We start from the raw sequence: 24,727 nt of genomic DNA on the forward strand, positions 1-24,727 counted from the left end.
CCCGGGTCAGCCGCGCAGCGGCAGCGTCAACGTCGCGGCGCCGTCGGCCGTGACCGTCACGGGGACGCCCCAGTCCTGCTGGGCGAGGTGGCAGGCGGGGAAGAAGTCCTCCGGCTCACCGTCCGGGCCGAGGACGGCGTCCTGCGGCGGCAGGTCGCAGGAGGCCGCCTTCGCCGTCACGTGCAGCACGCCCTCGGCGACCGCGGGGTCGATGCGCAGGTCACGCACCAGGTCGGTGCCGTCGCCGGCCCCGTCGAGCAGCAGCTCCGGCGGCGTGGCGCTGATGCGCAGCTCGGTGGACGGCCCGAACCGGTCGTCGAGCTTCTGCCCGGGTGCCGGGGTGAACGGCACCTCGAGACGGACCGTGCCCCCGGCGATCTCCGTGGCCTCGCGGGCGACGCGGTGCGCGCCGCCGTCGAGGACCCGGCCGACGAGGTCGGCGGGCAGCGCGACCCGGGTCAGGCGGTGCGCCGCGGACTCCACGGCGAGCAGGTGCACCCGGCCCTCGCCCTCCTGGACGAGCACGTCGCTGGGTTCGGCGAGCCCGGTGGCGAGCGTGGTGACCTCCCCCGAGCGCGGGTCGTACCGACGCAGCGCGCCGTTGTAGGTGTCGGCCACGACGGCCGAACCGTCCGGCAGCGTGGCGACACCCAGCGGGTGCTGGAGCAGCGCCTCGGCGGCAGTACCGTCCCGGTGCCCGAAGTCGTACAGGCCCTGCCCGACGGCGGTGCTCACGTCGACGTCCGCGGCTCCCGCGGGCGTGACACGGCGCAGCGCGGACGTCTCGGCGTCGGCGAGCCAGAACCCTCCGTCGGGCCGGCGGTCCGTGTCGAGCGTGGGGGCGAGCCGCGAGGGCTGGGCGAACCACGCCGCCGCGCCCGGGCCGTCCTCGAGGCCCTCGTTCATCGTGCCCGCCAGCAGGCGCAGGCTGCCGTCCCCGTCGGACGCCACCGGGTCGAACACCCACAGCGTGTGGTTGCCGGCCATGGCCACCACGAAGGCGGACAGCGGCTCCGACCACGCCACGTCCCACGGGGAGGAGAGCCGGACGGTGGTCGCCGCGAGCTCCTCGTCGGACACGTGGGCCCGCGGCTGCTCGCCCGGGACCTCCACGTTCTCGTGGCCGCCGACCATGTACTGACGGCCGGTCCCGGCCACGGTGTACACCTCACCCGACTCCAGGTGGACACCGCGCAGCGTGTGGTTGACCGTGTCCGCCACCAGGACGTCGTAGCCCAGCCGGTCGCGCAGCGCGTCCGGCACGAGGCACAGCCCGTTCGGCTCGCTGAACCGCGCGGCGTGCGTGCCGTCGGGAGCGGGACCGCCGTCGACCAGCCCCCGCTCGCCGGAGCCGATGCGTCGTACCAGCGTCTCGCCGTCGGGCGCGAGCTCCGCCAGCCCGTGGTGCCCGGCGTCGGCCACCAGCAGGTTCCCGCCCGGGAGCTCCACCGCCGCCGCGGGGAACCGCACCGTCGTGGGCTCCGGCGTCGGCGCCACGTACGGGCCGTCCCCGCGGTGCAGGGTGCCCTTGGCCTCGTGCTCGGCGACCAGCTCGCGCACCAGCGCCGCGACCGCGGACGCGTGCCCCTCACCGGCCATCTGCGCGACGACGTACCCCTGCGGGTCCACGACCACGAGCGTGGGCCACGCCCGGGCGGTGTAGGCGTCCCAGGTCACGAGCTCCGGGTCGTCCAGCACGGGGTGGCGCACGTCGTACCGCTCGACGGCCGCCGCGAGGGCCTCCGGGTCGGCCTCGTGGGCGAACTTCGGCGAGTGCACGCCGACGATCACCAGGACGTCGCGGTGCGCCTCCTCGAGCTCACGGAGCTCGTCGAGGACGTGCAGGCAGTTCAGGCAGCAGAACGTCCAGAAGTCCAGCACGACGATCTTGCCGCGCAGGTCGGCGAGCTTCAGCTCACGGCCGCCGGTGTTCAGCCAGCCGCGGCCGACGAGCTCGGACGCGCGGACCTTCGGGAGGGTGGGGGTGGTGCTCACCGCCCCATTGTCCCCGCGGAGGCGCGATCGCGACGAGGTGACCGCACACCGGGACGCCAGGCTCCGTGGAGTGGCCGGGGCTCGGCGCGACTACGCGTCGATGTCTCCGGCCCGCTGGTCGAGGAAGGCATCGATCTCGCTCCAGGCGCGCGCGTACGACGCCGGGATCGCGGCCTTCATCTCCTCGCTCGCGCCAGCGGCCTGGGCTTCGTGCACCGCCAGGAAGGAACCCTGGGCGACGGCCGCCTGGACACGTGGCTTGACGTTGCGCATCGCCTGCTCCGTCGTGAACAGCGCCGGCTCGGAATCGTGCATGACCAGCACCGTAGGCACCGACACCGACACGATCCGCCTCAGAGCGCCTGGACGGCCCCCACGACGTGCACCCGGACCGGGACGCCCTCGACGTCGGGCGGCACGTCCTTGCGCGCCCGCACGGTGGTGACGTTCACCTGCAGCACCCAGTCGTGGGAGTCGCCCCGCTGGGCCAGACCCACCCCGCACACGCCGTCGACCTGGGCGACCTTCTCCCGCAGCGCACCCTTGGCGGCTCGGGCCTGCTCGATCGTGGCCATGGCCAACACCTCCTGGTCCCATTCTCCCCCGCGGCGCGCTGCAGTGCCACGATGGGCGGGTGACGACGATTCCCACCGTGACCCTGAACAACGGCGTCCCCATCCCGCAGGTCGGTTTCGGGACGTACAAGATCAACGACGACGAGACGCGCGAGGCGGTGCTGCACGCCTTCGAGGCCGGGTACCGGCACATCGACACCGCGCAGATGTACCGGAACGAACGTGGTGTGGGCGAGGCGATCGCGGCCTCCGGGCTGCACCGGGGCGAGGTCTTCGTGACCAGCAAGCTCAACAACGCCAACCACGCCTACGACGACGCCCTGGCCTCGTTCGACCGCACGCTGTCCGAGCTGCAGCTCGAGTTCGTGGACCTGTTCCTCATCCACTGGCCGCTGCCCGCCGTCGGCCGCTACCTGGAGGCCTGGCGCGCCCTGGAGGAGATCCTGCGCAGCGGGCGGGCGCGGGCGATCGGCGTGTCGAACTTCCAGCCGACGCACCTGCGCACCCTGCTCGACGAGGCGACGATCGTGCCGGCCGTGAACCAGATCGAGATGCATCCCTGGTTCACGAACTCCGACGTGCGGTACTTCGACGAGAGCCACGGCATCACCACCGAGGCGTGGTCGCCGCTCGGCCGCGGCAAGGCGCTGGAGGACCCGGCGATCGCGCGGATCGCGCAGGAGCACGACGCGACCCCGGCCCAGGTGGTGCTCGCCTGGCACCTGGCCCGCGGCGTCGTCGTCATCCCCAAGTCCGTGACGCCGTCGCGCATCGCCTCGAACCTGCAGGCCGTGGACCTGACGCTCAGCGACGACGAGGTCGCGGCGATCACCGCCCTGGACCGGGGCGAGCGGATCGGCTCCCACCCGGACACGGAGAACCGCACCGACCGCTGACCCCCTCCCCACCGCTCCCTGCCCGCTGTGGGCATGAAATCTGCAGGCGCGGACCCGTCGGCGCCTGCAGATTTCATGCCCACAGCGGGGTCGGGCGGCCGGGCGGGGCGCTGACGGGCAGAATGACGTCATGGAACGCCACACCGTCGTCGCGATCCGCGAAGGGCTGCACGCCCGGCCGGCCGCACTGTTCACCCGCCTCGCGGCCTCCCAGCCCGTCCCGGTCCGGATCGCCCGGGAGGGCGGGGACCCCGTGGACGCCGCCAGCATCCTGGCCGTGATGACGCTGGGGGCCGACGCCGGCACGTCGGTGACGCTGTCGGTCGACGCCGGCGGGCACGGTGAGGACGAGGAGACCGCCACGGCGGTCCTGGACACCCTCGAGGAGTTCCTGTCCGACCCGGAGCCGGGCTGACCTGTCCGAGCGTCACAGACCCAGGTCGACCAGCACCGGGCGGATGGCGTCCCGCACCGCGTTGCGCGCCTCCATCGGGTCGTCCTCGGCCAGCGCCAGCCGCGCCAGCTCCACGCACTCGGCGTCGGTGACCCGCTGCAGGACCGCCGCGACGTCCGCGAGCGCCCGGGGCGTCATCGACAGCGACCGCACGCCCAGACCGACGAGCACGGGGGCCAGGGTGGCGTCCGCGGCGGCCTCCCCGCAGACCCCGACGGGTCGGCCGTGCCGGGCCGCCCCCTCGCAGGTCGCGCGGATCAGCTCCAGCACCGCCGGCTGCCACGGGGTGGACAACGCGGCGAGCTCGCCGAGCATGCGGTCGGCGGCCATCGTGTACTGGATGAGGTCGTTGGTGCCCACCGACCCGAAGGCGGCGTGGGCGAAGACGTCGGCGGCCCGCAGCGCCGCGGCGGGCACCTCGACCATGACCCCGGCGTGGCGCAGCCCGTGCTGCTCGCACAGCGTGACGAAGTCGGCGGCCTCGCCCGCGGTGGCGACCATCGGCGCCATCACCCACACCTCGGCGTTCTCGGCCTCGGCGGCGGCCGCGATCGCCTGCAGCTGCCGCTCCAGCACGCCGGGCCGTGACGAGGCCGTGCGCAGCCCGCGCACGCCCAGGGCCGGGTTGGGCTCGCCGTCGGCGGTGACGAACGGCAGCGGCTTGTCGGCACCGGCGTCGAGGGTGCGGACCACGACCTTGCGCCGCGGGAACGCGGACAGCACCTGGCGGTAGGCGGCGACCTGCTCGGACACCCCGGGCTCGGTGCTGCGGCCCAGGAAGCAGAACTCGGTGCGGAACAGCCCGACCCCCTCGGCGGAGGCCTCCAGCGCGGCCTGGGCCCCGGCGGGGTCGGCCACGTTGGCGAGCAGCTCGACGCGGGTGCCGTCGGCGGTGCGTCCGGTCCCGTCGAACGCGCGGCGTTCCGCCTCGTGCTGCTGCGCGGCCGCCACGGTGTCGGGGTCGGGGTCGAGGACGACGACGCCGGCCGCCCCGTCCAGCAGCACCGTGTCGCCGTCGGCGATCGCCTCGGCGCCGCGGACCGCGACGACGGCGGGGATCCCGAGTGCCCGGGCGAGGATCGCGGTGTGCGAGGTCGGCCCGCCGCCGCTGGTCACGACGCCGAGCACCACCTCGGGGTCGAGCGTGGCGGTGTCCGCCGGGGCGAGGTCCTCACCGACCAGGACGAACGGGTGGTCGAGCTGCGGCACCCCGGGCGGGCGGACGCCGATGAGCTCGGCGACGATGCGGTCCCGCACGTCGCGCACGTCCCGGGCGCGCTCCGCCAGCGGGGGCCCGAGCTTCTCGAACTGCTTGATCAGCCCGCGCGCGGCGTCCCAGATCGCACGCTCCGGGGTGAGGTGGTCGGTGCGGATGCGCCGTTCGCCGTCGGCGACCAGGGCGGGGTCGGCCGCCATCGCCGCGGTGACGGCGAGGAGGTCGGCCGCGGTGCCGGTGGCGCGGCCGGCCCGGTCGGTCAGCTCGTCGCGGACCGCCCGGGCGGCGGCCGTGAGCTGGGCGACGGCCGCCTCGACGCCCTCGCCCTCCAGACGCGTCGTACGGGGTTCGGGCACGGGCGGAGGCATGGTGGCCGCGGGGCCCGCCGCCCTGCCCGGACTGACGGGCGCACCCGTGAGAGTCGTGCTCATCGCTGCCGTGACCTCCGTCCGCCCCACCGGTGCCGCGCGGTCGCGTCTCCGATCCTGCTGTGCCTGGCACGCTGTCGGATGAGGCACTCTGTGTCAAGGATCACGTCCGTCACGGCCCACGACTCCTCGGAGGACCCCCGATGCCCCTGATCGTCAGCTCTCCCGTCGCCGGCACCGTGGTCGACGTCCGCGAGGTCCCGGACCCGGTGTTCTCCGCCGGGCTCGTCGGTCCCGGCACGGCCGTCGAGCCCGAGGGGACCGAGGTGGTCTCCCCGGTGGACGGGCGGATCGTCAAGCTGCACCCGCACGCCTTCGTCGTGCAGGCCGCGGACGGACCGGCGGTGCTGGTGCACCTGGGGATCGACACCGTCCAGCTCGGCGGCGCGGGGTTCACCCTGCACGTCGCCGAGGGGGACGAGGTGGTGACCGGGCAGCTCCTGGTGGAGTGGGACCCGGCGGCGGTCCGCGACGGCGGCCGGGCGGCCGTCTGCCCCGTGGTGCTCCTGGAGGCGGACCCGGAGCAGGTGGAACCACGGGTCGCCCCCGGCACCGCCGTCGTGCCCGGGGACCCGCTCCTGGCGGCCCGCTGACCGGTGGCAGACTGGGCCGGGAACGAGCCGGTCCCCGTCCGGCGTGGTCAGGGAGGACTCGACTCGACGATGGCGACGCGCCCCGCCGGCCGGACCGGCACCGGTCAGAAGTACCGCGTGGTCCGCGCCTACCTGGCCGAGCTGGTGGACCACCTCGCCGTGGGCGACGCGATCCCGTCCGAGCGGGCGCTCGGGGACCGCTTCGGCGTCTCGCGCATGACGGTCCGCCAGGCGATCGACGCCCTGGTCGCCGACGGGCTGCTGGAGCGGGCGCAGGGCCGCGGGACGTTCGTCGCCCCGCCGCCCGCCGACCTCGAGATGCGGCTGACGACGTTCGGCGAGGAGGTGCGCCGCCGCGGCATGACACCCGGGTCGCAGGTGCTGGAGGCCTCGACCACGCCGTGCCCGGCCCCCGTGGCGGACCTCCTGGCGATCCGCCCCGGCGACGACGCCCACCGCGTGCTGCGGGTGCGCAGCGCCGACGACGAGCCCTGGGCCGTCGAGGACGCCTGGATCCCGGCGCACCTCGCCCCCGACCTGCTCGCCCACGGCGTGCCGGAGAGCCTGGACGCCGAGCTGCGTCGGCGCGGCCACGCACCGACCGGTGGGGACGAGACCATCACGGCCGCGGACGCCACCCCCACCGAGCGCCGGCTGCTCGCCATGACCGGCACGCACGCCGTCATGCGCATCGAGCGCCGCACCTACGTCGACCAGACGCCGCTGATCCACTCGCGGTTCTCCTACCGCGGCGACCGGTACAGCGTGTTCGTGCCGCTGGGCGAAGCCCGCTCCCCCGTCCCGGTGTGGGCCTGACCCGCAGCGGCCCGGCACCTCACACCAGGCGCACGCCGAGCCCGTCGAGGACGGCCGAGATGGGGTTGACGTAGGTCAGGCCCGTCCCGTTCGGCCCTCCGGTCTCCGACCCGGCGAACAGCAGGCCCAGGGCGGTGGCGTCGGTGCGGTAGACCAGGGACCCGGAGTCGCCACCCCGGGAGAACGGCCCGGTGCCGGTCGACTCGACCTCGATCTGGCCGTCGAACGCGAGCAGTCCGAGCTCGGGGCCGTACCCCACCAGGACGTCGTCCATCTCGACGGCGCTGACGCGCCCGTGGGTGTGGCCGGTGGTCCGCCCGATCTTCTCGACGAGGTCGCCCGGCAGCGCCTCCGCCGTCGTCGACACCGCACCCACGGGGTAGGTCGGGTCGATCTCGGGCCGGTCGAGCAGCGCGACGGCGGCGTCCACCGTGGCGCGCTCTCCCTCGGTCAGGGGGACCACCGCCGCCACGGACCCGACGAGGTCGTGAGGGGCGCGGCCGCCGTCCGCCGGGCCGGGCTGCAGCACGCCGTCCCCCGGGACGCCGTCGAGCACGTGCCGGTTCGACAGCGCGTACACCGACTCCGCGTCCCCGGGCAGCTCGACCGCGGCACCGGCGCACGAGGCGTCCGGGACGACGAACGCGCCGAGCGTGCCGGCGGTGACGTCGACGTGCGCGATCGACACCCCGGGACGCAGGGGGCGCACCCGACCCGTCTCGCCGACGGCGAGGGCGGTCGCGACCGGGGGCTGCGGACCGAGACCGGTCTCCCGCGGAGTGCCGCGCAACCCGGGCGCGAGCCGTCGGATGCGGCCGGTGCGGCGGACGTCGGGCGCCTGCCCGGCCTCGGCGGCGATCTTGCGGACCACCGCGCGCGCGGCGGGCAGCCCCAGCCGGTAGCGCACGGCGATCTCGTACTCGCCCTCGTGCTCCGCCGGCGCCAGCCCGATCGCGAGGGTGGGGGCCCGCACCAGGTCCGGTGCCGAAACCGTCCCGGCAGCGCGTGGTCCGACGGCCACCCCGTACCGTCCCGCCAGGTCACGGGCGTAGTCGGTGAGCTGGGCCTTGATCGCACGCGCCTGGGTCAGATCCATGCGGCGAGTCTGGCCCACCGCGCGGCGAGGGGCTCGCCGGGCACGCCGCGCAGCCCCGGAGGGGTCGATCCGAAAAAGATGGCCCGATCACGTCATGAACCGCGGTCGGGTCCCTCTCCCCTGGTGTGAGGAACCCCACGGTCACCGACGTCCGCGCCGCGGTGCGCTGGGCGCTGAGCCACGACCTGGTGGCGCTGCGCGACTACCGCCAGGTGACGCTGCTCGACCGCAGCGCCCGCTGGCAGGCCGACGCGGCACTGGTCGCGCGGTGGCGCGAGGCCACCGGCAACCTGTTCGCCGCCTCCTGGACGCGGGACCCCGCGTCCGAGGAGCCGTCGCGGCACCACGTCTCGCACTGACCCGTCAGGCGCGCAGCAGCGCCGAGACCCGCGTCCGCCGCGCACGTGCCGCCGCGGCGACCCCCAGCCCGAGACCGACGAGGGTCCACAGCACCAGTCCGGTCAGCGCGATGCCCAGGCCGTCCACCGCGGGCAGCAGCACGGCGGCGAAGGCGTCCCGGCCGGCACCGGTCGGCAGGAACTCCACCAGCGAGACGAGCACGTCGGGCACGGTGGCCACGACCCCGGTGCCGATGAGCAGCACCGCCATCAGCAGGCTGATGCCGCGGCCGACGTGGCCGAGCCAGCCGAGGAAGCCCAGGTGGGCGGCGACGAAGCACACCGACACCAGCACCCCGACGAGGACCGCCCCGACCCAGCCGAGCAGGGACGCACCCTCGACGGCGGCGAGGATGCCGCCGACGAGCGCCCCGGTCCCGGCACCGATCGCCGCCGGGAGCGCCAGCGCCTCCAGGGCGAGCCGCGCCGACGACCGGGTGGAGCCGAGGGCGTGCGCGGCGACGGGCGGGTACACGGTCATCAGCCCGAGCGCCCCCAGCCAGAGGGCGACGACGGCGAACAGCGGTCCGGTCGCACCGGTCGACAGGTCGTCGACCCCCGGCGCGGAGACCGGGTCGGCGACGACACCCGCGAGGTTCTCCCGTTCGTCGTCCGAGTAGGTCGGGATGCCCTCGGCGGCCTCGTCGAGGCCCACGGCGAGGTCGTCGGCGCCCGAGGCGAGCTGGTCGACGCCGTCGGCGAGCTGTCCGGAACCGTCGGCCACGCCGTCGGCGCCGGCGGCGAGCTGCTGGGCGCCCGAGTCGAGCTGCCCGACCCCCGAGGCGAACCCGTTCACCCCCGAGGCCAGCTCCTGCGCACCCGAGTCCAGCTGCCCCACCCCCGAGGCAAACCCGTTCACCCCCGAGGCCAGCTCCTGCGCACCGGCGTCGAGCCGGTTCACGCCGGTCGCCAGCTCGTTCACCCCGGTCGCCAGCTCCTGCGCTCCCGTGTCGAGCTGCCCGACGCCGGACGCCAGCTCGGCAGCACCGGTCGCCACGCCGTCGGTCCCCACGACGAGCTCGTCCGCACCGGCGGAGAGCTGGTCGAGACCGTCGGCGAGCGCCGTCGCCCCGTCGGCCGCCTCGCCCGTGCCGGCCGCGAGCTCGTCCGCGCCCGACGCGAGCTGGTCCGCGCCGTCGCTCGACGCGGCGATGCCCGCGGTGAGGGCGAAGAGGCCGGTCGGAGCACTGGTCTCGGTGCCCGGCTGTCCGGCCTGCGCGACCAGACCGTCACCCAGAGCCGCCATCCCCGCCTGGATCTCGGGGAGCGTGGGGACCTCCTGGCATGCCGCGCTCGTCGGGTCGGCGCCGCAGTCGAACGCGATGTAGGCGCCGAGCGCGTCGGCTAGGTCCTGCGCGGAGGTCCCGGCCGTCACGATCCCGTCCGGCAGCGGGGCGGCCTCGGCCGCGAGCGTCTCGAGGCCGCTCGCCAGGTCACCCGCACCGGAGGCGAGCTCCTCGGCGCCCGTCGCCAGCTCCGTGGTCCCGGCAGCCAGCTCGTCCGCGCCGGCGGCGCTCTCGTGCAGACCGGCGGCGAGCCCCTCCGTGCCCCCGGCGACCTGCCGGGCACCGGTGGCCAGCTCCTCGGCGCCCGTGGCCGCCGCGGCCACCCCTGCGGCGTACTGGTCGGCCCCCGCCGCGAGCTCGTCCGCTCCCGTGGCGGCCTGCCCGGCACCGGCCGCGTACTGGTCGGCGCCGTCGGCCAGCGCGAAGCCGCCGTCGGCGGCCTCCCCGACACCCGAGGCGAACTGGTTCGCCCCCGCCGCCAGCGAGAACCCGCCGTCCGCGGCCTCGCCCACACCCGAGGCGAACTGGTTCGCCCCCGCCGCCAGCGAGAACCCACCGTCCGCCGCCTGCCCGACACCCGAGGCGAACTGGTTCGCCCCCGCCGCCAACGAGAACCCACCGTCCGCGGCCTCGCCCACGCCGGCGGCGTACTGGTCGACACCGTCGGCGTACTGCTCCGCCCCGTCGGCCAGGTCGTCGGCACCGGACGCGGTCTCGTCGACCCCGTCGGCGAGCTGGTTCGCGCCGTCGGCGGCCTCGCCGATGCCGTCGGAGAGGTCGTTGAACCCGACGAGCACGTTGTCGACGTACGTCTCGGTGAGCGAGGACCCCATGATCGTGGTGGCCGTCGTCGCCACGATGCGGGCGAGGGCGTCGTCCACGACGCGGCCGCCGGGCGGTGTGGAGATGTCGATCGTCGCCTGCCGCGCCTCGGCGGGGTCGTCGGACCCGAACGACGTCGCGGCGGCCGAGAAGTCCTCGGGGATGGTCACCACGGCGGCGTACGTGCCGTCGTCCAGCCCCTCGGCGGCGTGCTCGGTGTCGGTGAGGGTCCAGTCGTAGTTGACGTCGGAGTCCTCGGCCCCGCCGACCAGACCGGCCGCGAGCTGGCGGCCGAGCGGGACGGTCTGCCCGTCGACCTCGACGGGCTCGTCGTCGTTCACGATCGCTGCGGGCACCGTGTCGAGCCGGTCGACCGGGTTCCACAGGGACGCGAGCAGGATGCCCAGCACGAGCACGGGGAGCAGGACGACCGCTGCGACCGCCCACGGGTTCTGCCTGACGCGGTTCATGCCCGGACCTCCTCGGGGTCGTAGGTGTGCTCGGCCTGCTGGTCGGAGGGGGGTGGCGGCGGGGCCTCCCCGCCGCGCAGGGTGCTCGGGGCGCCCCAGCCGGCGCCGACGTCGAGCACGGGGGTGCCGTCGGGGAGCAGGTCGGTGGCCGCGACGCCGGTCGAGCCGACCAGCAGGGTCGTGCCCGCGGCCGCGGCGGCGGACAGTGCGTGCGCGAGCGATTCGCGGGCGGCGCGGTCGGCGACGACGTCGGTGCGGTCGACGACGAGGAGACGCGTGCCCTGGCGCACCGCCTCGGTGACGGCCCCGGCGGCCCCGCCGTCCGAGGCGTCGACCACGGCCACGCGCGACCGGACCGCCGGTGCCCGTTCCGGCAGCACGTACCCGGCGGTCTTCACCGCGCCCTGGTCCGGGTGGATGCGGCCGGCGAAGGCCAGGAGCAGGGCGTTGACCGCGGCCGTGGCGTCCCCGTGCACGGCGAGGGCTCCGCCCTCGGGGACCCGGACGCTGACGGGGCCCACCAGCGGCGCCCCGCCGGGGCGGTCGTGCGGGCCGGCGACGGTGACCTCGTGCGCGACGACGGCGTCCTGCCGGCCGTCGTCCCGCGGCCCGGGCCACGGGGCGAGCCGCAGCTCGCGGGCGATGCCCTCGCCCTCGACGTCGAAGGTCGGCAGGGTCCGGTCGAGCCAGCGCGGGATCCACCAGGCGCGGTCGCCGAGCAGGGCGAGGACGGCGGGCACGAGGACCATCCGCACCACGAAGGCGTCGACGGCCACACCGACCGCCAGTCCGAGCGCGATCGGCTTGAGGGACATGTCGCCCTCGGGGACGAACGCCACGAAGACGCTGAACATGATGATCGCGGCCGCGGTGACGACCTTCGCGGCGCCCTGGAAACCGGTGTGCACCGCCCGCCGGGCCCGCCGGCCGTTGTGGACGAAGTCCTCCCGGATGCGGGACACGAGGAAGACCTCGTAGTCCATGGCCAGCCCGAACAGCACACCCATGAGGATGATCGGCATGAAGCTGATGACGGGACCCTGCTTGGTCACGTGCAGCGCGTCGGCGAACAGGCCGTTCTCGAAGACGAGGGCGACAGCGCCGAACGCCGCGCCCACGCTGAGCAGGTAGCCGACGGTCGCCTTGACGGGCACCCAGATCGAGCGGAACACCATCATGAGCAGCAGCAGCGACAGGCCGACGACCACGAACGCGAACGGCAGCAGCGCCTGCCCGAGCTTGTCCGAGACGTCGATCCCGACGGCGGTGAACCCGGTGACCGACAGGTCGACGCCGTACTCGTCGATCCAGTAGTCGTGCATCGAGCGGATCTCGTCGACCAGCGCCTTGGTCTCCTCGGAGTCCGGCGCACCGGTCGGCACGACCTGGATGATGCCGGTGTCGGCGCTCTGGTTGGGGGTGGCCAGGGGGACGTCGGCGACGCCGGGGAGGTCCTCGATCTCGGCCGCGAGGTCGTCCATGAGCCCCAGCGGGTCCGTGGACTCGATGATCGACCCGGTGACGATGAGCGGTCCGTTGAACCCGTCGCCGAAGTACTCCCCGACCAGGTCGTACGTCTGCCGGGCCTCGTTGTCCTCGGGCAGGTAGCCGGCGTCGGGCAGCGCGAGGCGCAGGTTCGTGGCGGGGAACGCGAGGGCCCCGAGCGCGACGACGACGAGCACGATCGTCACCACGGGCCTCTTCGTCACGCCCGCCACCCAGCCGGCGAAGAACCGGTTCTCGTGGCCGGTCGCACCGCCCTCGACAGGTGCCGGCGCGGCCTTGCTGCGGCGACCGCGGGACTTCTTCGGCCGGGGGCGCAGCCGGTCCCCGGCGAGGGCGAGCACGGCCGGCAGGAGCGTCAGCGACACGATGACGGCGAACCCGACGGCGACCGCCGCCGCGATACCCATGACCGACAGGAACGGGATCCCGGCGACGCTCAGACCGACGAGCGCGATCATGACGGTCAGCCCGGCGAACACGACGGCGGAGCCGGCGGTGGCGGTGGACCGGGCGACGGACTCGTGGACGTCGACGCCGTCGCGCAGCAGCTCCTGGTGGCGCGAGACGATGAACAGCGCGTAGTCGATGCCGACGGCGAGGCCGAGCATCAGCCCGAGCATCGGGGTGGTGGAGTTGATCGGCCCGAAGACGGTGGCGGCGAGCAGCAGCAGCATCGACACGCCGACGCCGACGAGCGCGTTGACCAGCGGCAGCCCGGCGGCGACGAAGGAGCCGAGCGTGAGGACGAGGACGACCAGCGCGACGACGAGGCCGATCGCCTCGACGATGCTCAGCGCGGGCAGCTCCTGGGAGAACAGCTCACCGCCGAGGGATGCCTGCGACCCGGCGGGCAGGGCCGCGGCCAGCTCGTCGGTGGTGTCGTGCATCGCCTCCTTGGTGGCGTCGCTGATGGAGAAGACGTCGCCGTCGAGCTGGACCTGCAGGATGGTCGCCCGCTCGTCGTCGCTGACGGAGGCGGACAGCTGCTCGTCGTACGGCGTGCTGACGACCCGGACCTCGTCGAGCTCGCCGATCTCCTCGGCGGCGTCCTCCACCGGTTCCCGCACGGCGTCGTCCTGGATCGTCGTGCCCTCCGGGGCGACGACGACGAGCTGCGCGGACGCTCCGCTGACCTCGGGGAACGTCGCGGAGAGCTGGTCGAGCGCCTGCTGCGCCTCGGTGCCGGGGATCGTGATCGAGTTGTCGAACCCCTGGTAGAGGAGGCCGCCGGCCGCCCCGGTGACCACGAGGATCCCGAGCCACGCGACGACGACGAGCCGACGGGCCCCGGCGGCCCAGCGGCCGAGCGAGTACAGGACGGATGACACGCGGGACTCCCCGGAACATGGACGACGGGCTGTCGATACGTCACTGTATCCGATACGGGTTTGTATCGGATACACCGGTGTACTGACTACAGTGGACCCTGCACCGGACCCAGGAGGCCACCACCGTGACGACCGAGCCCGCCACCAGCGTGCGCTCCGCGCGCCGCGAGCGCACGCGTGAGCGCCTGCTCGACGCCGCCTTCGCGCTGTTCTCGGAGCACGGTGTGGCCGCCACCCCGATCGAGGCGATCTGCGAGGCCGCCGGGTTCACGCGCGGGGCGTTCTACTCGAACTTCGGGTCCCGCGAGGAGCTGTTCCGCGCCCTGGTGGAACGCAAGGAACGCGACCACCTCGAGGCGCTCGAACGGCTCGGCCCGCAGATCGCCGCCGCGCAGGTCGCCACTCCCGAGGGGTTCCGCGAGGCCGTGCGGCAGGTGCTGCTCGCCTTCGAGCTGGACGAGGAGAACCACCGCCTCTGGCGTCTGATGAACGCCGAGTTCGAGCTGATGGCCATGCGCGACCCGGAGGTCGCCCGGCAGTACGTCGCCGACCAGAACCGCCTCCGCGGGGAGGTCGCCACGGTCATCGACCGCCTGCTGGAGCAGTGCGGTCTCCGGTTCACCGTCGACACGCAGACCGCCGTCGACCTGCTCATGTGCGTCGAGGACGCCGGGTCCCGGGCGGCGGTCCTGGGCGCGCCGCCCGAGCAGCAGGCGACGGCGCGCCTGGAACAGCTGGTCGACCTCCTCGTGACGCCCCGGTAGGCGCCACGAGGAGGTCGTTCCTCAGCCGAGGGTGGTCGGCAGGACGGTGTCGCCCTCCCCGGCCGGCACCTCGAGCACGTGCTCGGCCAGGAACGCCAGCACGCCCTGGTACCAGACCTTCGCGTGCTGCGGGGTCAGGATCCAGTGGTTCTCGTCCGGGAAGTACAGGAACCGGTGCACGGTCGAGCCGTCGTCCGCGGCGGGCAGCCCCGAGTCGGCCAGCAGCTCGCGCCACAGGCGCAGGCCCTCGCCGATCGGCACCCGGTAGTCCTTGTCGCCGTGGATCACCAGCACGGGGGTGGTGATGCCCTTGACGAACCGGTGCGGGCTGTGGGCGTCGCGCATCTCGGGAGTCATCTCCCGGGCCCAGTAGTAGGCGTGGTCCGTCGTCGGGCCGAAACCGTCCAGGGCCCACAGGGAGGCGTGCGTGACGATCGCCCGGAAGCGGTCGGTGTGCCCGGCCACCCAGTTCGCCATGTACCCGCCGAACGAGCCGCCCATGGCCGCGGTCCGGGTGGCGTCGACGTCCTCCCGCGCCTCCGTGGCGTCCGTGATCGCCATGAGGTCGGTGTACGGCGCGTCCCCCCAGGCACCCCAGCCCCGGGCGACGAACTCCTGGCCGTAGCCCGTGGACAGCGCCGGGTCCGGCAGCAACACCGCGTAGCCGCGGGCCACCATCAGCCACGGGTTCCAGCGCCACGACCAGGCGTTCCACGAACCGAGGGGACCGCCGTGGATCCACAGCAGCAGCGGCGCCGGGTCCGCCGACGACGCCCCCTCCGGCAGGGCCAGCCAGGCGCGGACCCTGCTGCCGTCCGCCGCCGTCGTCTCCACCTCGGTCAGGTGACCCGGCAGGGCCGGGGCCGGCACCGGCGACGGCAGCACGACGGCGGCGACGGGCTCGCGGTCGCCCGGAGCGCCCGAGGCGACGAACGCCGCCAGGTCGACCCGCACCGGCTCCGCGGGCGCCGCGTAGGACGTCCGCAGCGCGTACAGCGCCGAGCCGTCCGGGGCGACGCGGACGTCGGTGAGCACGGCGTCGTCCGCCGTCACCCGCTCCACGGTCACGGGGCCCTGGCCGGGGACGCCGTCGAAGGTCAGCAGGAAGACCGGGCCGCGGCCGTCCTCGTCGGCGGTGAGGACCAGGCCGCTCGTGTCGGGGAGCCAGGCGGCCGACGTCGGCCAGCGGTCCCAGTCGTCGGCGAGCACCTCGGGCTCGCCGGTACCGTCCAGCGCCACGAGGCCGAGGCGGACCACCGGGGGGTCGGTGGGCGAGGTGATCGTCGAGGTGACGTAGGCGACCCAGCGGCCGTCGGGGGACACCGCCGGACCGCCGACCTCGGCGTCCGGGTCGTCGACCAGCGTGCGGCGTTCGCCCGAGACGGTGTCGACCGCGACCAGCGTGGTGCGTCGCGCCGCGCCGGGGTCGGCCACGGCCCAGGTCGTCACGAGCGTGCGCCCGTCCGGGGACAGCGCGGCGTCGTGCTCCTCGAGCTGCCGGCCGGGACCGGTGAGCTGGCGCAGCTCGGCCCGCTCGCCCTCGGCCACGTCGCCGAGCGTGAAGGCGTAACGCCGCGGGGCGTCCGGTCCGAGGTCGTGGTCCCAGTGCCGCACCGGGTAGCCGGTGTGCCAGATGGCGTTCACCTTCGCGTCACGACGTGCCTCACGCAGCTCGCCGTCGGCCTCGAGACCCTCCGCGGAGGGCAGCACGGCCGCCGAGACCGAGACGACGTCGGCGTCACGGGCGGCGAGCACACCACCGACCCCGCCCGGCGCCGTCGCCACGACGCGGGCCTCGCCGCCCGCCGCGGGCAGCGACCAGAGCGCGGCCTTCTTCTCGTCGCCGTCCTTGGTCTCGGGGTCCGGGCGCGCCGAGGTGAAGAGCAGGTCACCGCCGGCGGTGAACACGGCGGCCGCCTCGCCCTGGGTGCTGCGGGTCAGCCGGCGGGCAGGGCGCTCCCCCGCCGGGTCGACCTCCCACAGCGCCGACACGTAGCCGGTGCCGTCCGGGTCGAGAGTCTGCACGGTCGTCACCAGCCGGCGTCCGTCGGCGCTGAGGGCCAGGCCGCCGAGCCGCCCGAGCGCGATGTAGTCGTCGAGGTCGTCGAAGGGGGTCTGCGGGGTGTCCGCGGTGGTGTCCTGAGTCACCTCACCGGGTCTACCACACGCCGGGCCCGCCCGGCCCGCACGAGCGCGCTCACGACGCTGCACGACGCCGGGGGAACGTCCGCCCCAACAGCCGGTGAACAGTGGTCGAACTCCTGCTCAGGGGGTCACGCACGCCTTGAACGGCACCCGCGGGCTCGGGCAGATTCTGGACGTGAACCACCACAGCGCCCTGCCCCCGTTGCCCGCCAAGGCCGACCTCGTCGTCGTCGGTGCGGGCGTCGTGGGTCTGGCGCACGCCGTCGAGGCCCAGGCCCGCGGCTGCTCGGTGGTGGTGGTCGACGCCGCCGACCGTCCCGACGGCTCCACCGCACGACGCAGCGGGCACGTCGCCGTCACCACCCAGGACTCGACGGCGCTGGCCTGCGCGCTCGCCTCCCGCGAACGCTGGCTCAAGCTCGGCCGGGACGCCGGGTTCGGGGTCCGCGAGAGCGGCGCCGTCGTCGTCGCGCAGCACGAGGACGAGCTCGCCGTCCTCGACGACCTGGTCGCCGCGCGCGCCGGGGACGCCACGCTGCTGGACCACCGCAGCGTCGCCGACCGCACCCCCGTGACGCGGGCCGTCGGCGGCGCCTGGCTGCCGCTGGACCTGCGCCTGGACCCGCCCGCCGCGCTGGCGGCCGTCAGCGACTGGCTGGGGACCCGGCCCCAGGTCCACGTCGCCTGGCGTACCGCCGCCCAGACCCTCGACGCCGGCAGCGGCCGCACCCTGGTGCGCACCTCCCGCGGCGAGGTGGTGGCCAAGCGCGTCGTGGTCGCCGTCGGGCAGGACGTCGGCTCGCTGTGCTGGGAGGTCGGCGCCGAGCTGACGCCGGTGCGCCGCCAGCTCCTGCGGGTCGCGCCCCCGATGCCGGACGACGCCGCCGCCCGGGGACGCCTCACGACCGGGCCGGTCGTCCTGGGCGGGACGACCCTGCTGCGCGACACCGCCTACCGGCACTCCCGCGCCCTCGGTGAGGTGCGTGACCGGTGGCGCCGGCACCGGCCGGACGTGCTGGCCGCCGAGATCCACCTGTCGCTGCAGGCCCGGGCGGACGGCTCCGTGGTGGTCGGGGACGGTCGGGCCCCCGCCGACGTGCCCGGACGGTCCGAGGCGGTGGACGGGCTGCTGCTGACCGCGGCCGCCGAGCTGCTGGGCACCGGGCCCCTGACGGTGCTGGGCCGCTGGACGGCGACGGAGCCCGTCCGCGCCCGGACCTCGCCCGCCGCGGACCCGTTCGTCCTCGGCGAGCCGCTGCCCGGGGTGCGCACGGTCAACGTCACGGACGGTCTGGCCACGACGACCGCGCTCGGCCTGGCCCCCCGGGTGCTGGACGAGCTGTTCTGAGCACCGCCCGGCAGGGCGTCACGCCAGGTCACGAGCCGATCACGGTTCGGGGGTGAAGTTCGGGTCCTGTGTTGACAACGGGGAAGGCCGAGCGTTCTCTGAAATCGGGGATGACGGGTGCACCGACGCACCTGGTCGTGGCCCCGGGCCTCGATCCCCTCGCACCGCACCGAAGGCGATGAGGAGAATGCGTAGCGCACGACTCATGACAGCGACGGCGGGCGCCGCCGTCCTCGCCCTGGGCCTGGCGGCCTGCGGCGGCTCCGACGACAGCTCGGACGAGAGCACCTCCGGCGAGGAGATGTCCGGCGGCGGGGAGGTCGAGGTCTTCACCTGGTGGGCCGCCGGCTCGGAGAAGGCCGGGCTCGACGCCCTCGTGGGCGTGTTCGAGGAGCAGCACCCGGACTACACGTTCGTCAACGGCGCCGTGGCGGGTGGCGCGGGCTCCGCGGCGAAGGACCTCCTGCAGTCCCGGCTGCAGGCCAGCGACCCGCCGGACACGTTCCAGGCGCACGCCGGTGCGGAGCTGCAGGACTACATCGACGCCGCGCAGATCGAGGACGTCTCGGCCCTGTACGACGAGTTCGGCCTGACCGACGCGTTCCCGGCCGACCTGGTCGACCGCCTGAGCACCGAGGACGGCGCGATCTACTCCATCCCCTCGAACATCCACCGGGCGAACGTGGTGTGGGCCAACCCGACGGTGCTCGAGGACGCCGGCCTCGACCCCGCCGCCGAGTACGCCGACCTCGACGCCTGGTACGAGGCGCTCGACGCCGTCGAGGAGAGCGGCCAGACGGCGCTGTCCATCGCGACGACGTGGACGCAGGTCCACCTGCTGGAGACCGTGCTGCTCTCCGAGCTCGGCCCCGAGGCCTACACGGGCCTGTGGGACGGGTCGACCGACTGGGAGGGCCCCGAGGTGACGGCCGCCCTGGAGGACTTCGAGAAGCTCATGGGGTACACCAACGACGACCGTGACGGCCTGGACTGGCCCGACGCGACCCAGCAGGTCATCGACGGCCAGGCCGGGTTCAACGTCATGGGCGACTGGGCCGAGGCCGCGTTCCAGGAGGCCGGCGCGATGTCGCCCGACGACTACGTCTACTTCCCGGTCCCGGGCACCGACGGGGAGTTCGACTTCCTCGCGGACTCGTTCACCATGCCGGTGGGCGCGCCCAACCCCGACGGCACGAAGGCGTGGCTGGAGACGGTCGGCTCGGTCGAGGGCCAGGAGGCGTTCAACAAGGCCAAGGGATCCATCCCGGCCCGCACGGACGCCGACACCTCGGACTTCTCCGAGTACCAGCAGAGCGCCGTCGAGGCGTTCGCGAACGACACCATCGTGTCCTCCCTCGCGCACGGCGCCGCGACACCGATCGCGACCCTGAACGCGATCTCCGACGCGACGAGCAAGTTCACGACCGGGGCCTCCGACCTGGCCACCTTCCAGTCGGAGCTCGCCGCGGCGAACATGTGACGCCGTCGGGGCGGGGGTCGCGGCCGCACCGGCCCGGCCCCCGCCCTCCCGGCCCGGAGGACGCGGAGGACGCATGAGACACCGCCTGCGACGGCTCGGAGCCCCGCTCCTGCTGCTCGCCCCGTCACTGATCCTGCTGGGCGTGTTCGTCTACGGCCTCATCGCGGCGAACTTCAACACCTCGATCACGGACAACCACACGGCCGCGCAGGCCACGGGCCAGGAGCCCGTGACGACGGTCTGGTTCCAGAACTACATCGACCTGCTGGGCAGCGACGACTTCCAGCACTCGTTGACCAACCTCGTGCTGTTCACGGTCGTGTTCCTCGTCGGCACCATGGTCATGGGCTTCGGCTGGGCCTGGATGCTGGACCGGCCCGACCGCGGGGAGGGGTTCTTCCGCTCGATCTACCTGTTCCCGATGGCGGTGTCCTTCGTGGCCTCCGGCGTCGTGTGGCGGTGGCTGCTGAACTCGAACCAGGGGGAGAGCGCGAGCGGTCTCAACCGGCTGTTCCAGATGATCGGGCTCGACTTCCTGCAGAACAACTGGTGGAACAACATCACCTTCGGGATCACGGCGATCGCGCTGCCGGCGATCTGGCAGCTGTCCGGCTACGTGATGGCGCTGTTCCTCGCCGGCTTCCGGGGCATCCCCGAGGAGCTGCGCGAGGCGGCCCGCGTGGACGGCGCCAGCGAGTGGAAGGTCTACCGGCTGGTGCTGTTCCCGCAGCTCTCGCCGATCGCGCTGTCCGCGCTGATCATCATCGGCCACATGTCGTTGAAGTCGTTCGACCTCATCATGTCGATCTCGAAACCGGCGAACTACCAGACCAAGGTGCCGGCCGTGGACATGTACGTGTTCAAGTCGAGCTTCAACTACGCCGACGCGGCCGCCGTGGGGACGATCCTGCTCGTCATCGTGGCGCTGGTCGTCGTGCCCTACCTGGTCCGGACCCATCAGGCGGAGAAGCGATGAGCACCCACGTCTCCACGCCGCCGGGGGTCACGGGCGAACCCGTCGAGCTCCGGGACGACACCGCGCGCAACAGGTTCACCGTGGGCCGCACCGCCAAGTACGCGGCGATGATCCTGTTCGTGCTCATCGTGCTGATCCCCGTCTACGTGCTGTTCGTGACGAGCTTCAAGGGTGCCGGCGACGCCTCGCCGAGCCGTGCCTGGAACCTGCCCACCGACTGGACCCTCGACAACTGGCGCGGCGCCTGGAACGCCCTCTCACCGGCGATCTGGCGCACGTTCCAGATGGTGATCCCGGCGGCGATCATCTCGGCGATGCTGGGGTCGATGAACGGCTTCGTGCTGTCGCGCTGGTCGTTCCGCGGCGCCGACGTCGTGTTCACGCTGATCCTGTTCGGCATGTTCATCCCGTACCAGGCGGTGATGATCCCGCTGCTGGAGCTGATGCTCGGGGCGGGCATCCCCAGCGGCGTCCCGTCGCTGATCATCCTGCACGTCATCTACGGCATACCGATCACGACGCTCATCTTCCGGAACTACTACCAGACCGTCCCGCACGAGCTGGTCGAGGCCGGACGCGTCGACGGCGCGGGGATGCTGCGCACCTACTGGTCGATCATCCTGCCGATCTCGGTGCCGAGCTTCGTCGTGGTGCTCATCTGGCAGTTCACCAACGCCTGGAACGACTTCCTGTTCGCCGTCTTCTTCTCCTCGAGCCAGAACGGCCCGGTCACCCTGGCCCTGAACAACCTGGCCAACGGTGCGCTGCTGCAGGACTACGGCGTCTCCATGGCGGGCGCGCTCCTCGCCTCGCTGCCGCCCCTGCTGGTGTACATCCTGCTCGGCAAGTACTTCGTCGGCGGGCTCATGTCCGGGTCCGTCAAGGGCTGACCGACCGGGCCCGGGGGCGGCGTGGTCAGTCCCGCCCGTCGCGCTCGGCCATGTCGGCCAGCATGCGGTTGTAGGCCCGCAGCTCGGCGTCGTCGTCCCGCTCGGCCCGGCGGTCGTTGCGGCGCGCCTCGCGTTCGTCGGACCGGGCCCACTGCACGCCCACGACGACGGCGAGCACCAGCGTCGGCAGCTCGCCGATCCCCCAGGCGATCGCCCCGCCGAGCTGCTGGTCGTCGATCGCGGACAGCCCCCACGGCCGCCCCATGTTCCCGAACCAGTCCGCCACGAGCAGCGACGTGCCGGTGGTGAGCACGACCCCGAAGAAGGCGTGGAACACCATGGTGGCGAACAGCAGCAGCAGGCGCTGCGGGTACGGCGGGCGCTGCGGACCGGGGTCGATGCCGATGAGCGCGTTGGCGAACAGGTACCCGGCCAGGGTGAAGTGGATGATCATCCACACGTGGCCCGCGTGGTTGGACAGCGCCCAGCCGAACACCGGCGTGAAGTAGAAGGCGATCATGCCGCCGGCGAAGATGACCGCGGCCACGACCGGCTTCGCCACGAAGCTGCCGAACCGGGAGTGCACGATCGCCAGCACCCACTCGCGCGGACCGCGCGATCCGTCCTTGCGCGGCGGGACGGCCCGCAGCAGCAGGGTCACCGGCGCGGCCAGCACGAGCAGCAGCGGGATGACCATCGCCAGGACCATGTGCTGGGTCATGTGACCGGAGAAGATCACGTGCCCGTACACCGACGGGCCGCCGTTGGTGACCCACACCATGACGACCATGCCGGCGCACCAGGAGATGGTCCGCCCCAACGGCCAGCGGTCGCCGCGGCGGCGCAGGCGCAGGGCCCAGGTGACGTAGACCAGCGCGCCGGCGGCGCAGGCGACGGCGAAGAGCGGGTCGAAGCTCCACTGCGTGAAGTAGTTGCCCACCGTGTTCTCGGGCGGCAGCGCGTAGCCGGTGAGCTGGAAGGCCGGCGAGGCGTCGACGATCTCCTCGTCCGGCACGGGCGGTGCCGTCGACCCGAGCGCGACGGCGACGCCGGAGACCGCCCCGATCGTGGCGAGCTCGACCGCGAGGAGCTGCCAGAACAGCCGGCGCACCCGGCCGGGGTCGGCGGCGAGACGCCCGACGACCCAGCGCCGGTGCGCCCACCCGAACGCGCCGAGCGCCAGCAGCAGCAGCACCTTGGCCTGCAGCAGGACGCCCCAGCGGGTGACGAGGTCGTCGAGGTGCTCCATGCGGATCAGCGCGCTCATCAGGCCGGACGCGGCCACGAGGACGAAGCACCAGGCGGCCACGGGCGAGAACCGGGCGACCGCGGAGGCGGCGACGCGGTCGTCGTCCCGCCGACGCCCGGTCCGGGTCAGCACGACGACGAGCAGCGCCGCGAGGCCGCCGACCCACAGCGCCGCCCCGACGAGATGGAGCAGCATCGCCCCGACGGCCAGGTCGTGGTTCACCGCCCCGGCGGCGTGCCCGGTCGTGGACTGCAGCGCCAGCGCCGCGGCGGGCAGCACGGCCGTCCACAGGGCTCCGACCGGTCCCCGCACACCGAGGGCGAGGGCGGAGGTGACGGCCGCCAGCAGGATCGTCCACAGCCCGATCTGGCCGAGCTCGACGTCCCGCGCGAACTGCCACAGCCCCTGCCCGAAGGTGTCGGCGGTGACGGAGATCGTCGAGACGTAGGAGTAGTTGAGGACGAGCTGGGCGACGGCGGCGACGGCCCACAGGCTCGACGCCCAGCCGGCCACGAGCAGGACGCGGTCCGCGTGCCGGCCCCGGGGCAGCAGGAACGCCGCCGCGAACAGCCCGCCGACGGTCACCGACAGCGCGAGCTCGGCGACCACGGTCGCGGCGGGCAGGCCCCACCGCACCACCGGCCCGGGGTCGCTGAACGTCCCCAGCGGGTCGAAGGCGCCCGAGTACGCGCCGGCGGCCAGCAGGGCGAGCAGGGCGACGACGACGGCGCCCGGCCCGGCGGCGACCAGCCACCACGGGCGCGCGGACGTCGACGCCGGGGCGGGGCGACTCGTCGGGCGGGCGGGCGCTGTCACGCCGTCCAGCCTAGGCCTCTCCCGCGGGGCTCCGGCCGCGTCGACGGTGTGACGCTCGCCCCGGGACACCCTGGGGAACGGGCCGCGCTCAGCCCCAGACGAGACCCTGCGCCGGGTCCTCGAGCACCCGGGCGACGTCGGACAGGAACCTCGCCCCGAGCTCGCCGTCGACGAGCCGGTGGTCGAAGCTCAGCGCGAGCTGGGTGACCCAGCGCGGCTTGATCTTGCCCTTGTGCACCCACGGCTGCTGCCGGATGGCGCCGACGGCGAGGATCCCGGACTCGCCCGGGTTGAGGATCGGCGTCCCGGTGTCGATGCCGAACACCCCCACGTTCGTGATCGTGAACGTGCCGTCGGCCATGTCCGCCGGGGACGTGCGCCCGGCCCGGGCGGTCGCGGTGAGCTCGCCGAGCGCCTGCGCGAGCCCGAGCAGCTCGAGACGGTGGGCGTCCTTGACGTTGGGCACGACGAGCCCGCGCGGGGTCGCGGCGGCGATCCCCAGGTTCACGTAGTGCTGGTAGACGATCTCCTGGGCGGCCTCGTCCCAGCTCGCGTTGACCTCCGGGTGCCGCTGGAGGGCGAGCAGCGCCGCCTTGGCGGCGATCAGCAACGGGGTGACCCGCACGTCGGCGAAGTCGCGGTCGCGCTTGAGCCGCTCGACGAGCTTCATCGTCCGCGTGACGTCCACCGTGCGGAAGACCGTCACGTGCGGGGCGGTGAACGCGCTGGCCACCATGGCCTCGGCGGTGCGCTTGCGCACGGACCTCACCGGCACGCGGGTGGTGCGCCCGTCGTCGGAGAGGCCGTCCGAGGCCGTCCAGGGCCGGTCCTCGCCGGGGGACGTGGCCAGGGGTCGCGGTGCGGCGGCCGCGGCGTGTGCGGTGACGTCCTCGCGGGTGACGATCCCCCCGGGACCCGTGGGGCGGACCGAGGCCAGGTCGACCCCGAGGTCGCGGGCGAGCTTGCGCACGGGAGGTTTGGCGAGCACCCGCGCACGGGTCGAGGTCGGCGCGCCGGCCGGGGACGATGCCGCGGGCACGCTGACCATCGCGCGGTCGAGGGACGGCCCGGACGGCGCCGCGGGGGTCTCGGGCGCCGGCGGGGCCGCCGCGGGCTGCCGGACCTCCGGGGGCGCCGCCGGGGCCGGCGGGGTCGCCGCGGCGGTGCTCGCACCCCCGCG

20 protein-coding genes are annotated in these 24,727 nt (G+C 74.1%); 10 read left to right on the plus strand and 10 right to left on the minus strand.

The window, feature by feature from the left end; genetic code table 11:
- Positions 1-6 precede the first annotated feature (6 nt).
- The 3 genes from HLI28_RS07715 to HLI28_RS07725 all read right to left on the minus strand — a co-directional run bounded on the left by HLI28_RS07715 (position 7) and on the right by HLI28_RS07725 (position 2,570).
- Positions 7-1,995 (minus strand): thioredoxin-like domain-containing protein, encoded by a 1,989-nt coding sequence (locus HLI28_RS07715; protein WP_171246935.1) that lies wholly within the window; start codon positions 1,993-1,995, stop codon positions 7-9.
- A 90-nt stretch (positions 1,996-2,085) separates the two neighbouring features.
- Positions 2,086-2,310 (minus strand): hypothetical protein, encoded by a 225-nt coding sequence (locus HLI28_RS07720; RefSeq protein WP_171246936.1) that lies wholly within the window; start codon positions 2,308-2,310, stop codon positions 2,086-2,088.
- Between the two features lie 38 nt (positions 2,311-2,348).
- Complete coding sequence (locus tag HLI28_RS07725) at positions 2,349-2,570, minus strand: hypothetical protein (RefSeq protein ID WP_171246937.1); 222 nt, start codon at positions 2,568-2,570, stop codon at positions 2,349-2,351.
- A 59-nt stretch (positions 2,571-2,629) separates the two neighbouring features.
- On the opposite strand from HLI28_RS07725, the gene HLI28_RS07730 reads away from it, so the two are divergent.
- A complete protein-coding gene (locus HLI28_RS07730) occupies positions 2,630-3,466 on the plus strand; it encodes an aldo/keto reductase (protein ID WP_171246938.1) in 837 nt (278 codons plus the stop codon).
- A 130-nt stretch (positions 3,467-3,596) separates the two neighbouring features.
- Complete coding sequence (locus HLI28_RS07735; protein ID WP_171246939.1) at positions 3,597-3,881, plus strand: HPr family phosphocarrier protein; 285 nt, start codon at positions 3,597-3,599, stop codon at positions 3,879-3,881.
- A gap of 12 nt (positions 3,882-3,893) precedes the next feature.
- Here the strand turns inward: HLI28_RS07735 and ptsP are convergent, their stop codons facing one another.
- Positions 3,894-5,567, minus strand: a complete 1,674-nt coding sequence (gene ptsP, locus HLI28_RS07740; protein ID WP_171246940.1) for a phosphoenolpyruvate--protein phosphotransferase — start codon at positions 5,565-5,567, stop codon at positions 3,894-3,896.
- Between the two features lie 140 nt (positions 5,568-5,707).
- Here ptsP and HLI28_RS07745 point away from each other — a divergent pair, with 140 nt between their 5' ends.
- Positions 5,708-6,157, plus strand: coding sequence for a PTS sugar transporter subunit IIA (locus HLI28_RS07745; RefSeq protein WP_171246941.1), 450 nt, complete (start codon positions 5,708-5,710; stop codon positions 6,155-6,157).
- Positions 6,158-6,226: 69 nt separating this feature from the next.
- Entirely contained in the window at positions 6,227-6,973 is a 747-nt protein-coding gene (locus HLI28_RS07750; RefSeq protein WP_171246942.1) for a GntR family transcriptional regulator, read from the plus strand.
- 19 nt (positions 6,974-6,992) lie between these two features.
- Here the strand turns inward: HLI28_RS07750 and HLI28_RS07755 are convergent, their stop codons facing one another.
- Positions 6,993-8,069, minus strand: a complete 1,077-nt coding sequence (locus HLI28_RS07755; protein ID WP_171246943.1) for a chymotrypsin family serine protease — start codon at positions 8,067-8,069, stop codon at positions 6,993-6,995.
- A 125-nt stretch (positions 8,070-8,194) separates the two neighbouring features.
- Here HLI28_RS07755 and HLI28_RS07760 point away from each other — a divergent pair, with 125 nt between their 5' ends.
- Positions 8,195-8,428: a hypothetical protein gene (locus HLI28_RS07760; RefSeq protein ID WP_171246944.1), complete on the plus strand. Its 234-nt coding sequence runs from the start codon at positions 8,195-8,197 to the stop codon at positions 8,426-8,428.
- A 4-nt stretch (positions 8,429-8,432) separates the two neighbouring features.
- On the opposite strand, the gene HLI28_RS15755 is transcribed toward HLI28_RS07760, so the two are convergent.
- Positions 8,433-11,045, minus strand: a complete 2,613-nt coding sequence (locus HLI28_RS15755; protein ID WP_171246945.1) for a YhgE/Pip family protein — start codon at positions 11,043-11,045, stop codon at positions 8,433-8,435.
- Positions 11,042-13,879, minus strand: a complete 2,838-nt coding sequence (locus HLI28_RS07770) for an efflux RND transporter permease subunit (protein ID WP_171246946.1) — start codon at positions 13,877-13,879, stop codon at positions 11,042-11,044. Before HLI28_RS07770 ends, HLI28_RS15755 begins: the two co-directional genes overlap by 4 nt.
- Positions 13,880-14,004: 125 nt before the next feature.
- Between HLI28_RS07770 and HLI28_RS07775 the strand changes: the two genes are divergently transcribed.
- Positions 14,005-14,643, plus strand: a complete 639-nt coding sequence (locus HLI28_RS07775; protein ID WP_171246947.1) for a TetR family transcriptional regulator — start codon at positions 14,005-14,007, stop codon at positions 14,641-14,643.
- 21 nt (positions 14,644-14,664) lie between these two features.
- Here HLI28_RS07775 and HLI28_RS07780 read toward each other — a convergent pair whose 3' ends face one another.
- Positions 14,665-16,791 carry an alpha/beta fold hydrolase gene (locus HLI28_RS07780; RefSeq protein WP_171246948.1) on the minus strand — a complete coding sequence of 709 codons (2,127 nt, stop codon included), beginning with the start codon at positions 16,789-16,791 and terminating at the stop codon, positions 14,665-14,667.
- 172 nt (positions 16,792-16,963) lie between these two features.
- Here HLI28_RS07780 and HLI28_RS07785 point away from each other — a divergent pair, with 172 nt between their 5' ends.
- The 4 genes from HLI28_RS07785 to HLI28_RS07800 all read left to right on the plus strand — a co-directional run bounded on the left by HLI28_RS07785 (position 16,964) and on the right by HLI28_RS07800 (position 21,482).
- Positions 16,964-18,136, plus strand: a complete 1,173-nt coding sequence (locus HLI28_RS07785; protein ID WP_171246949.1) for an FAD-dependent oxidoreductase — start codon at positions 16,964-16,966, stop codon at positions 18,134-18,136.
- 205 nt (positions 18,137-18,341) lie between these two features.
- Positions 18,342-19,616: an ABC transporter substrate-binding protein gene (locus tag HLI28_RS07790; protein WP_246246517.1), complete on the plus strand. Its 1,275-nt coding sequence runs from the start codon at positions 18,342-18,344 to the stop codon at positions 19,614-19,616.
- Between the two features lie 73 nt (positions 19,617-19,689).
- Positions 19,690-20,592 (plus strand): carbohydrate ABC transporter permease, encoded by a 903-nt coding sequence (locus HLI28_RS07795; RefSeq protein WP_171246951.1) that lies wholly within the window; start codon positions 19,690-19,692, stop codon positions 20,590-20,592.
- On the plus strand, positions 20,589-21,482 hold the full coding sequence (locus HLI28_RS07800; RefSeq protein ID WP_171246952.1) for a carbohydrate ABC transporter permease: 894 nt from the start codon (positions 20,589-20,591) through the stop codon (positions 21,480-21,482). The genes HLI28_RS07795 and HLI28_RS07800 overlap by 4 nt, the downstream gene beginning before the upstream one ends.
- A gap of 25 nt (positions 21,483-21,507) precedes the next feature.
- On the opposite strand, the gene HLI28_RS07805 is transcribed toward HLI28_RS07800, so the two are convergent.
- Positions 21,508-23,547, minus strand: coding sequence for a cytochrome c oxidase assembly protein (locus tag HLI28_RS07805; protein WP_171246953.1), 2,040 nt, complete (start codon positions 23,545-23,547; stop codon positions 21,508-21,510).
- Between the two features lie 88 nt (positions 23,548-23,635).
- A partial coding sequence (locus HLI28_RS07810) for a dihydrolipoamide acetyltransferase family protein (RefSeq protein WP_171246954.1) occupies positions 23,636-24,727 on the minus strand: 1,092 nt, incomplete at its 5' end.

It is taken from the genome of Isoptericola sediminis, from assembly GCF_013085345.1.
Classification (GTDB): domain Bacteria; phylum Actinomycetota; class Actinomycetes; order Actinomycetales; family Cellulomonadaceae; genus Isoptericola; species Isoptericola sediminis.

What these genes read in the sequence shown, in the direction of transcription:
- HLI28_RS07720 (WP_171246936.1), bottom strand. Translation starts at nt 2,310, where the DNA reads ATGCACGATTCCGAGCCGGCGCTGTTCACGACGGAGCAGGCGATGCGC.
- HLI28_RS07725 (WP_171246937.1), bottom strand. Translation starts at nt 2,570, where the DNA reads ATGGCCACGATCGAGCAGGCCCGAGCCGCCAAGGGTGCGCTGCGGGAG.
- HLI28_RS07735 (WP_171246939.1), top strand. Translation starts at nt 3,597, where the DNA reads ATGGAACGCCACACCGTCGTCGCGATCCGCGAAGGGCTGCACGCCCGG.
- ptsP (WP_171246940.1), bottom strand. Translation starts at nt 5,567, where the DNA reads ATGAGCACGACTCTCACGGGTGCGCCCGTCAGTCCGGGCAGGGCGGCG.
- HLI28_RS07745 (WP_171246941.1), top strand. Translation starts at nt 5,708, where the DNA reads ATGCCCCTGATCGTCAGCTCTCCCGTCGCCGGCACCGTGGTCGACGTC.
- HLI28_RS07750 (WP_171246942.1), top strand. Translation starts at nt 6,227, where the DNA reads ATGGCGACGCGCCCCGCCGGCCGGACCGGCACCGGTCAGAAGTACCGC.
- HLI28_RS07755 (WP_171246943.1), bottom strand. Translation starts at nt 8,069, where the DNA reads ATGGATCTGACCCAGGCGCGTGCGATCAAGGCCCAGCTCACCGACTAC.
- HLI28_RS15755 (WP_171246945.1), bottom strand. Translation starts at nt 11,045, where the DNA reads ATGAACCGCGTCAGGCAGAACCCGTGGGCGGTCGCAGCGGTCGTCCTG.
- HLI28_RS07790 (WP_246246517.1), top strand. Translation starts at nt 18,342, where the DNA reads ATGACAGCGACGGCGGGCGCCGCCGTCCTCGCCCTGGGCCTGGCGGCC.
- HLI28_RS07795 (WP_171246951.1), top strand. Translation starts at nt 19,690, where the DNA reads ATGAGACACCGCCTGCGACGGCTCGGAGCCCCGCTCCTGCTGCTCGCC.
- HLI28_RS07800 (WP_171246952.1), top strand. Translation starts at nt 20,589, where the DNA reads ATGAGCACCCACGTCTCCACGCCGCCGGGGGTCACGGGCGAACCCGTC.